This window comes from Maritalea sp. (assembly GCF_047634455.1).
GTDB lineage: Bacteria > Pseudomonadota > Alphaproteobacteria > Rhizobiales > Devosiaceae > Maritalea.
Genome location: NZ_JBLIAI010000091.1, coordinates 1 through 7,500, shown reverse-complemented (window position 1 = coordinate 7,500; position 7,500 = coordinate 1). Strand labels below are relative to the sequence as shown.

7 protein-coding genes are annotated in these 7,500 nt (G+C 49.8%); all 7 read left to right on the top strand.

Annotated features, from left to right (window positions below; all coding sequences use genetic code 11):
• A partial coding sequence (locus tag ACJAZW_RS14635; protein ID WP_415159402.1) for a molybdopterin-dependent oxidoreductase occupies window positions 1-1,341 on the top strand: 1,341 nt, incomplete at its 5' end.
• 70 nt (window positions 1,342-1,411) lie between these two features.
• A complete protein-coding gene (gene nuoH, locus ACJAZW_RS14630) occupies window positions 1,412-2,446 on the top strand; it encodes an NADH-quinone oxidoreductase subunit NuoH (protein ID WP_415159404.1) in 1,035 nt (344 codons plus the stop codon).
• Between the two features lie 14 nt (window positions 2,447-2,460).
• A complete protein-coding gene (nuoI, locus tag ACJAZW_RS14625) occupies window positions 2,461-2,949 on the top strand; it encodes an NADH-quinone oxidoreductase subunit NuoI (RefSeq protein ID WP_415159400.1) in 489 nt (162 codons plus the stop codon).
• A 9-nt stretch (window positions 2,950-2,958) separates the two neighbouring features.
• The gene (locus tag ACJAZW_RS14620; RefSeq protein WP_415159398.1) at window positions 2,959-3,567 is read left to right on the top strand and encodes an NADH-quinone oxidoreductase subunit J; all 609 of its coding nucleotides are present in this window, start codon (window positions 2,959-2,961) and stop codon (window positions 3,565-3,567) included.
• A 12-nt stretch (window positions 3,568-3,579) separates the two neighbouring features.
• Window positions 3,580-3,894, top strand: a complete 315-nt coding sequence (gene nuoK / locus ACJAZW_RS14615; RefSeq protein WP_415159396.1) for an NADH-quinone oxidoreductase subunit NuoK — start codon at window positions 3,580-3,582, stop codon at window positions 3,892-3,894.
• Window positions 3,895-3,898: 4 nt separating this feature from the next.
• On the top strand, window positions 3,899-5,944 hold the full coding sequence (gene nuoL, locus ACJAZW_RS14610) for an NADH-quinone oxidoreductase subunit L (protein ID WP_415159394.1): 2,046 nt from the start codon (window positions 3,899-3,901) through the stop codon (window positions 5,942-5,944).
• Window positions 5,941-7,458, top strand: a complete 1,518-nt coding sequence (locus ACJAZW_RS14605; protein ID WP_415159392.1) for an NADH-quinone oxidoreductase subunit M — start codon at window positions 5,941-5,943, stop codon at window positions 7,456-7,458. The genes nuoL and ACJAZW_RS14605 overlap by 4 nt, the downstream gene beginning before the upstream one ends.
• The last annotated feature ends 42 nt before the right edge of the window (window positions 7,459-7,500 follow it).

The following is a 7,500-nucleotide window of genomic DNA, read 5'->3' as shown; positions in this document are numbered from 1 at the left end:
ATGCCGCGGATCAACGAAGCGGTGAACGAAGAGTGGATTTCAGACAAGTCTCGGTTCATCTGGGATGGATTGAAATCACAACGCTTAGACAAGCCTTATGTCAAAAAGGGTCGCAAGCTTCAAGCTGCGAGCTGGAATGATGCATTTGCGGCGATTACGCGTGCGGTGAAAAAGACCTCTGCGGAAAAGATTGCGGCGATTGCGGGTGATTTGGCGGGCGTTGAAGAAATGTTTGCGCTTAAAGGCATTATGGCTCAATTGGGCGCAAAAAGCCTTGATTGTCGCCCATCCGGTTCGGTGCTTGATCCTGCAAATGGTCGCGCGAGCTACATCTTTAATGCGGGCATTGCTGGTATTGAAGACGCAGACGCGATTTTGATTGTCGGGTCGAACCCACGCAAAGAAGCTGCGATTTTGAATGCCCGTATTCGCAAAGCGTGGCGCGCAACAGGTATGCCGATTGGTGTAATCGGCGAGCAAGCCGACCTGAAGTTTGATTATGAATATTTGGGTGCAGGCTCTGAAAGCCTTGCAGCGGTTGCTGCGGGCGATGTGAAATTTGCTAAAACGCTGGCAAAAGCAAAACGTCCGATGATTATTGTCGGTGAGGGCGCTTTGACTGGCCCTGCTGCCAAGGACGTGCTTGGCCTTGTGGCAACACTAGCCAAAGATAGCGGCGCGTTGAGTGCTGACTGGAATGGTTTCGCGGTCTTGCATAATGCAGCGGCCCGTGTGGGCGGGCTGGATGTTGGTTTTGTGCCTGAAAAGGGCGGTCTTGACCGCGCTGGCATGGACAGTGCTGCTGCCAAAGGCGAACTCGACATCGTGTTCTTGCTTGGTGCTGACAATATCGACGCGGAAACTTACAAAGACGCATTCGTTGTTTATATCGGTTCCCATGGCGATTTGGGTGCGCATGCAGCCGACGTGATTTTGCCAGGCGTGACCTATACCGAGAAAAACGCGACTTACGTCAATACAGCTGGTTTGGTGCAACGCGCCAGCCGCGCGGTGTTTGGCCCGGGCGACGCGAAAGAAGATTGGGCGATCCTTCGGGCATTGTCCGCTCATCTTGGTGAAGCGTTGCCCTATGACAACTTGCATCAGTTGCGCAAAGCGCTTTATGCGGTTCATCCGCATTTTGCTGACATTGAAGCACCTGTTCAAGAAGATGCAAAAGCGATTGAAAAACTGGCCAAAGTGTCTGCCACGATCAAATCGGTAGCACTTGGTTCGCCAATCAATGATTTTTACCTCACCAACCCAATTGCGCGGGCATCTGCTGTCATGGCGGAATGTTCGCAGCTTGCGGCTGGTGGCATGAACGAAGCGGCGGAGTAGAATTATGTGGGATTGGATACTCCTAGCATTGGATTATTTGCTCGGTGTGCCGGTGTTCGGCTGGGGCACAATGGTTGGTTTTGTTTATAAAGCCTTGCTGTTGCTCGTTGTATTGTTGATTTTTGTGGCTTACTTTTTGCTCGCTGACCGGAAAATTTGGGCAGCGGTGCAAATTAGACGCGGACCCAACGTGGTTGGCGCGTTCGGGTTGTTGCAAAGCTTTGCAGATTTGCTCAAATTTGTGTTCAAAGAGCCTGTCATTCCGGCTGGCGCGGACAAAGTGTTGTTTTTGTTGGCGCCCCTGATTACCGTTTTGGTGGCTTTGGCGGCTTGGGTGGTTATTCCGCTAGATGAAGGTTGGGCATTGGCCGATCTAAATGTGGGCATTCTTTACGTGCTGGCGGTTTCATCACTCGGTGTTTATGGCGTGATCATTGGCGGTTGGGCTTCAAACTCGAAATATCCGTTTTTGGGCGCGCTACGTTCAGCTGCGCAAATGGTGTCCTACGAGGTCTCAATTGGCTTCGTCATCATTACTGTTTTGTTGTTGGTTGGTTCGCTGAACCTCACTGACATTGTGATTGCACAACGCGACATGGGGTTGGCGCACGTACTTGGTGTGCCGTGGATGTCGTTCCTAAATTGGTTCTGGATCCCGTTGTTCCCAATGTTTGTGATTTTCTTCATCTCAGCATTGGCCGAAACAAACCGCCCACCATTTGATTTGCCAGAGGCTGAATCTGAATTGGTTGCGGGCTTCATGGTTGAATATGGTTCAACCCCTTACATGATGTTCATGTTGGGTGAATATGTGGCCATCGTTTTGATGTGCGCAATGACCGTCATCTTGTTTATGGGCGGCTGGTTGCCACCGCTGGATGTTGCGCCGTTCAACTGGGTGCCGGGTATTGTTTGGTTTATCATCAAGACATGCATGGTGTTCTTTATGTTTGCGATGGTGAAAGCCATTGTGCCGCGCTATCGCCATGACCAGTTGATGCGCCTTGGTTGGAAAGTCTTCCTGCCGATTTCTATCGTAATGATTTTTGCCGTTGCCTTTGTCCTCCAGCTTACGGGCTGGGGCTGGCATGGCGGCGTGGCATAAGGGGAAACGAACAGATGCGAGCCATACAGTTTCTCAATTCGCTTTTGCTTAGAGAGTTCGTTTCGACGTTCTTTTTGGCGATGCGCTATTTCTTTAAACCAAAGCCAACGATCAATTATCCGTTTGAAAAAGGTTTTGTGAGCGCTCGTTTTCGCGGCGAGCACGCGCTGCGGCGTTATCCCAATGGGGAAGAGCGTTGCATTGCATGTAAGTTGTGCGAGGCGATTTGTCCGGCTCAAGCGATTACCATTGAAGCTGGTCCGCGCCAAAATGATGGTACGCGCCGTACGGTGCGTTACGACCTGGATATGGTGAAGTGTATTTATTGCGGGTTCTGCCAAGAGGCGTGTCCCGTAGATGCGATTGTTGAAGGGCCAAACTTTGAGTTCGCAACGGAAAGCCGCGAAGAGCTTTATTTCGATAAAGACAAGCTGCTCGCAAATGGTGACCGTTGGGAACGCGAAATCGCGGCTAATCTTGATGCCGATGCGGCATATAGGTAGGAAAATCAAATGACACTAGAGATTGCCTTTTTCTATCTGTTCTCTGCCACCGCCATAATGGCGGCGGTGATGGTGATATCGTCTCGTAACCCAGTTCACTCGGTGATGTTCTTGATCCTTGCGTTCGTCAATGGGGCAGGGATTTTCATGCTGGCTGGCGCTGAGTTCCTCGCGCTGCTGCTGATCGTTGTTTATGTGGGCGCTGTGATGGTGCTGTTCTTGTTCGTGGTGATGATGCTGGATGTCGATTTTGCGCAGTTGCGGCAGGGCATTCTGCAATATGCGCCGATTGGTGCGATGGTGGGCGGTATTTTGCTCGTCGAATTGTTGATGGTGGCGGGGTCATTTTTGGTCACGCCCGAAGTTGCCGGTTCCAGTGTTTTGCCGCTTGTTGAAGGCGTGTCGAACACCGAGGCGCTCGGCTTGGTGCTGTATACAAGATATGTCTATCTGTTCGAAGCGGCTGGCTTGATTTTGCTGGTGGCAATGATCGGCGCGATTGTTTTGACATTGCGACACAAACCAAATGTAAAACGCCAAGACATTGCGGCCCAAGTTGGCCGCAAACGTGAAGATGCAGTGGAAGTTGTATCTGTTGAAAGTGGCAAAGGGATTTAATCGGGGAACAAAATGATACCAGTAATTCCACTAGGTCATTTTTTGACCGTCGCAGCCATATTGTTCACACTTGGAGTGTTTGGCATTTTCCTCAACCGGAAAAACGTCATCATTATTTTGATGTCTGTTGAACTGATCCTTTTGGCCGTCAACATCAATTTCGTCGCGTTTAGTGCGCACCTGAATGATCTTGCGGGGCAAGTGTTTGCCCTGCTGATCTTGACGGTGGCTGCAGCTGAAGCGGCGATTGGTTTGGCTATTCTTGTGGTGTTCTTCCGCAATAAAGGTTCCATCGCGGTTGACGATGTGAACGTGATGAAGGGTTAAGGGCATGAACCAAACTCTCCTTCAACTTATCGTTTTCTTGCCGCTGCTTGGCGCATTAATTGCAGGCCTTTTGGGACGCTCAATTGGGCATCGCTCTTCAGAAATGGTGACATCAGGCCTTTTGGTTTTGGCTGCGCTTTTCTCTTGGATTGTCTTTTTGCAGTGGACAATGGCTGGTGGTGACGCTGGTCATGGTGTTGAGGCCGTCAGTAGTGAGGGTGCATTTGTTGCAGCCGAATCTGTCAAAGTTGAGCTGTTCCGTTGGATTTCAACAGCGGGCCTTGATATTAATTGGATGATCCGTGCCGACACGCTAACTGCTATTATGTTGGTGGTGGTCACCACAGTTTCAAGCCTCGTGCACATTTATTCCATCGGCTATATGAGTGAGGATCCACACCGTTCGCGGTTCTTTGCTTACCTTTCGCTGTTCACATTTGCGATGTTGATGTTGGTCACGGCCAACAACTTTTTGCAGATGTTTTTCGGCTGGGAAGGGGTGGGTCTTGCCTCATACTTGTTGATCGGTTTTTGGTACAAGAAACCGAGTGCAAACGCAGCGGCCATGAAGGCGTTTATCGTCAACCGTGTTGGTGACTTCGGCTTTGCATTGGGGATATTTGGCGCGTTCATGATGTTGGGCACGCTCGATTTCGACACAGCCTTTAGCCGTGTGGCTGGCATGGAAGGCAAAACCATTTCGTTCCTTTGGTCGAATTGGGATGCGATGACGATTATCACGTTGTTGTTGTTCCTTGGCGCGATGGGTAAATCAGCGCAATTCTTGTTGCACACTTGGTTACCAGACGCGATGGAAGGCCCAACACCTGTGTCTGCTCTGATCCACGCAGCGACCATGGTGACAGCTGGCGTGTTCATGGTGGCCCGTTTGTCGCCAATGTTTGAAGCATCAGAATTCACAATGAACGTTGTTGTTTATGTGGGCGCAATTACGGCGTTCTTCGCTGCAAGCGTTGGTTTGGTACAAAACGATATTAAGCGGGTAATCGCTTATTCGACCTGTTCGCAACTTGGTTACATGTTTGTGGCGTTGGGCTTGGGTGCTTATTCTGCGGGTATCTTCCACCTGTTCACCCACGCGTTCTTTAAAGCGTTGTTGTTCTTAGGCGCGGGCGCGGTTATCCACGCCATGCATCACGAACAAGACATGCGCAAAATGGGCGGACTAAAAGACAAAATTCCGGTGACCTATTGGATGATGATGATCGGCACACTTGCGCTAACGGGTGTTGGTTTGCCATTGAGCATGCTTTCAGACGTGTTGCCAAATATCGGTTTTGCGGGCTTTTTCTCAAAAGACAGCATCATTGAAGCGGCATTTGGTGCGCAAACAGCGGCCGGCGACTTTGCCTTCTGGGCTTTGGTAGTGGCAGCGTTGTTCACCAGCTTTTATTCATGGCGCCTGATGCATCTTACATTCCACGGCGAAACCCGTGCGAACAAAGAGACATTTGACCATGCGCATGAAAGCCCAATGGTTATGCTGGTACCGTTGTTTGTGCTTGCTGCTGGTGCGGTATTCTCCGGTTACATTTGGTACGATAGCTTTTTTGGACATGTGGCAAGTGTCGAACAATTCTTCAAAGGCGCGATTGTAATTGATGAACACTTGATCGACGCGGCGCACGAAGTTCCAGTTTGGGTGAAGCTTTCAGCAACATTTGCGATGATCGCTGGTTTCTTGTTGGCTTGGTACTTCTACATCGTGAAGCCAGAGCTACCAAAAACTTTGGCAAAAGAGCATTCCGGTCTTTATGCGTTCTTGCTGAATAAATGGTACTTTGACGAGTTGTATGACTTCTTATTTGTCCGTCCTGCGATTTGGATCGGGACGGCGCTTTGGCGTGGTTTCGATGATTGGTTTATTGACGGCATCATTGTTGGCGGCATTGCTCGACGGGTACGAAACATCACCACGCAAGTCGTGCGGTTGCAGACTGGTTATCTTTATCACTACGCGTTGGCGATGCTCGTGGGCGTTGCGGCGCTTATAACCTGGGCGATAGCCGCAGGGGGCCTCTTAGGATGAATATCATAAACAACAACATCCTCACGATCCTTACGTTCCTGCCGTTGGTTGGCGTATTTTTTGTGCTGATTGTGCCGGGTAATGACGCCTTGGCGAAAAACAACATGCGCTATATTGCGTTGGCAACTACCACGGTGACTTTTGTATTTTCATTGGTCATGTGGTGGATGTTTGATGCGACGAGTGCAGATTTCCAATTTGTCCAAAATCACAAGTGGATTGGTGACGTCATCGGCTACCGGATGGGCGTTGACGGGATTTCAATTCTGTTCATTGTGTTGACTGCTTTGCTAATGCCATTGTGTGTATTGGCGAGTTGGGAAAGCATCGACAAACGGGTCAAAGAATATTTGGTTGCGTTTTTGCTGCTCGAGTTTTTGATGATCGGTGTGTTTGCCACACTTGATTTGGGGCTGTTCTACATCTTCTTTGAAGGCGGCTTGATTCCAATGTTTTTGATCATTGGGATCTGGGGCGGCAAAAAGCGTGTGCAGGCGAGTTACAAATTCTTCTTCTATACGTTTTCTGGTTCGGTGCTGATGCTGTTGGCTATTATGGCTATGTATTGGCAGGCAGGTACGTTGGACATTGTGCAACTGCTCAAGTTCAAGTTTTCGCCTGAGGCTCAGTTCTGGTTATGGATAGCTTTCTTTGCGTCCTTTGCGGTGAAACTGCCAATGTGGCCATTCCACCGTTGGCTGCCTGAAGCACACGTGGAAGCACCCACAGCCGGTTCGGTTATTTTGGCCGCGATATTGCTGAAAATGGGAGGCTATGGGTTCTTGCGGTTCTCACTGCCCATGTTCCCAGACGCGTCGGCATATTTTGCAGACTTTGTGTACTTCCTTTCCATTGTCGCCATCATCGCAACATCGCTCATCGCTTTGGTGCAAGACGATATGAAAAAGCTGATTGCTTACTCGTCTGTGGCGCATATGGGGTACGTGACGATGGGCATTTTTGCGGCGAACCAATTGGGTGTCCAGGGTGCGATCTTCCAAATGATCTCGCACGGTATTGTTTCGGCTGCGCTGTTCTTGAGTGTGGGCGTCATCTACGATCGAATTCACACACGAGAAATATCCGCCTATGGTGGGCTTGTGGAACGGATGCCGAAATATGCGTTTGCATTTATGGTGTTCACGTTGGCAAACGTCGGTTTGCCGGGCACAAGCGGATTTATCGGGGAATTTTTGGTCCTTATTGGTATTTTCCAAGTCAATACCTGGGTGGCCTTTGGTGCAACGTTCGGGGTGATCTTCTCCGCATGTTATGCGCTTTGGCTATATCGCCGGGTGATCTTTGGAGCGCTTAAAAAAGACACGCTGAAATCGATCTTAGATATGAGCCCACGAGAGATGGTGATCATTGTCCCGTTGATCGTTTTGACCATCTTCTTTGGTTTTTATCCAGCACCTATTCTGGATGCGACTGCCGCGTCGGTGGAAGCATTGGTTTCAAATTATCAAGCAGGCCTCACGCAGGTCGGTGCGCTCGTCGATATTGCGCACTAGGAGGAACAAATGGTATCTGATCTAACAAGTTTTGTTGCTCTT

Excerpts from the sequence above, each read along its gene's own strand:
- nuoK (WP_415159396.1), top strand. The coding sequence starts at position 3,580 with ATGATACCAGTAATTCCACTAGGTCATTTTTTGACCGTCGCAGCCATA.
- nuoH (WP_415159404.1), top strand. The coding sequence starts at position 1,412 with ATGGTTGGTTTTGTTTATAAAGCCTTGCTGTTGCTCGTTGTATTGTTG.
- nuoL (WP_415159394.1), top strand. The coding sequence starts at position 3,899 with ATGAACCAAACTCTCCTTCAACTTATCGTTTTCTTGCCGCTGCTTGGC.
- ACJAZW_RS14620 (WP_415159398.1), top strand. The coding sequence starts at position 2,959 with ATGACACTAGAGATTGCCTTTTTCTATCTGTTCTCTGCCACCGCCATA.
- ACJAZW_RS14605 (WP_415159392.1), top strand. The coding sequence starts at position 5,941 with ATGAATATCATAAACAACAACATCCTCACGATCCTTACGTTCCTGCCG.
- nuoI (WP_415159400.1), top strand. The coding sequence starts at position 2,461 with ATGCGAGCCATACAGTTTCTCAATTCGCTTTTGCTTAGAGAGTTCGTT.